Raw genomic sequence first — 1,691 nt, 5'->3', positions numbered from 1 at the left:
CGGCGGAGGCGTCGGGGTCCTCCGGCAGCAGCAGCACGGTCCCGGGCGCGGTGTTCGAGGCGTCCACCCCGGCGGCGGCCATGACGAGGCCCTGCCGGTTCTCGACGATGCGCAGCGGGCCGCGCCTGGCCACGACGCGCACGGTCTCCGCGTCGATCGCCGCCTCGCGCGAGGCGGCGGCCATGATCCGCCCCTCGGCCTTCGAGACGATCTTCGAGGTGACGACGACGAGGTCGCCGTCGGCGAGGCCGGGGTGCGCGGCGGCGACGAGTGCCGCGAGGTCGTCGCCCGGCGCGACCTCGGGGATGCCGGGGAGGGCCCGTACGGAGAGGGAGGGGGCCGGGGTGCTCACGCCCGTACCTCCTCGGCGAGGTCGAGGGCGGCGCGGGCCATGCGCGCGCTCGCGTCGAGGTCCGTCATGAGCAGCGGTACGGCGCGGCAGCGGATGCCCTCCGCCTCGACACGCTCCACCACCGCCTCGTCCACGGTGTCCACGAGCCAGCCGTCGAGCAGCCCCGCGCCGTAGTGCTCGGCGACGGCGGCGGCGTTCGACTCGACGCCGACGGCCGCGAGGACCTTGTCGGCCATGCCGCGCACGGGCGCGTCCCCGATGATCGGCGAGAGCCCGACGACGGGCACGCCGGCCTCGGCGATCGCCTCCCTGATGCCGGGCACGGCGAGGATCGTCCCGATCGAGACGACCGGGTTGGACGGCGGGAAGAGGATGACGTCGGCCCGCGCGATGGCCTCCAGGACGCCCGGCGCGGGCTTCGCCTGCTCGGCGCCCACGGGCACGACGGCGAGCGCGGGCACGGCGGCCCGCATCCGGACCCAGTACTCCTGGAAGTGGACGGCCTTGCGCTCCCCGCCCTCCTCGACGGCGACGTGCGTCTCGACGCGGTCGTCCGACATCGGCAGGAGGCGCACCCCGGGCTGCCAGCGCTCGCACAGCGCCTCGGTGACGGCGCTGAGCGGGTAGCCGGCCGCGAGCATCTGCGTGCGCACGATGTGCGTCGCGAAGTCGCGGTCCCCGAGCCCGAACCACTCGGGCCCGACGCCGTAGGCGGCGAGTTCCTCCTTCACGCGGAAGGACTCCTCGCTGCGTCCCCAGCCCTGTTCCTCGTTGATGCCGCCGCCGAGCGTGTACATCACGGTGTCGAGGTCCGGGCACACCTTGAGCCCGAACAAGTGGATGTCGTCCCCGGTGTTGCCGATGACGGTGATGTCCGTGCCCTCGGGAACGGCCTGCTGAAGGCCCCGCAGGAATCGGGCGCCGCCGATGCCGCCGGCCAGAACCACAATGCGCATGGGGACAGTCTCTCGCAGACGGCGCGCGGGGGATTCAGGGGGCGGCGCGGGGTTGCGGGGACGGTTCCGGTGCGCGGCGCGGACGGGCCGCGTCGGGGTGGGCCGTGTCGGGGGCCCGGCGGGTCCCGGGCGTGGGGTCGCGGCGGCTCAGGCGTGGGTGGCGGCGCAGCGGGCCGCGTGCTGTCCGGTGTCCCGGGCGTGCATCGGCATCTCGGTCAGGCCCGGGTGGTAGAGGTGCAGGCTCACGGCGGGCCCGAGCGTGTCGTTGACGACCTCGTGCGCGTAGCCGGGCGCGAAGACGCGCTGGGCGCCGGGGGTGAGGCGGCGTTCCGCGCGTGGAGTGCGCTCGGTCAACTCCCCTTCGAGGACGGTCAGTACGCCAC

The 1,691-nt window shown here is 74.9% G+C and carries 2 protein-coding genes and 1 pseudogene; all 3 read right to left on the bottom strand.

All coding sequences use genetic code 11. The features are described 5' to 3' along the window. Positions 1-352 (bottom strand): coenzyme F420-0:L-glutamate ligase (locus SSBG_RS10150; RefSeq protein ID WP_037869409.1); only part of this gene is annotated, 352 nt, incomplete at its 3' end. Then, on the bottom strand, positions 349-1,308 hold the full coding sequence (gene cofD, locus SSBG_RS10145; RefSeq protein ID WP_008746068.1) for a 2-phospho-L-lactate transferase: 960 nt from the start codon (positions 1,306-1,308) through the stop codon (positions 349-351). The genes SSBG_RS10150 and cofD, both read right to left, overlap by 4 nt. Before the next feature lie 147 nt (positions 1,309-1,455). Further along, positions 1,456-1,691: pseudogene (locus SSBG_RS10140) on the bottom strand (cysteine dioxygenase); the annotation flags it as partial.

The sequence above is a fragment of the Streptomyces sp. SPB074 genome (genome assembly GCF_000154905.1).
In the GTDB taxonomy this organism is placed as follows: domain Bacteria; phylum Actinomycetota; class Actinomycetes; order Streptomycetales; family Streptomycetaceae; genus Streptomyces.
This window is presented reverse-complemented; position numbering and strand designations above follow the sequence as displayed.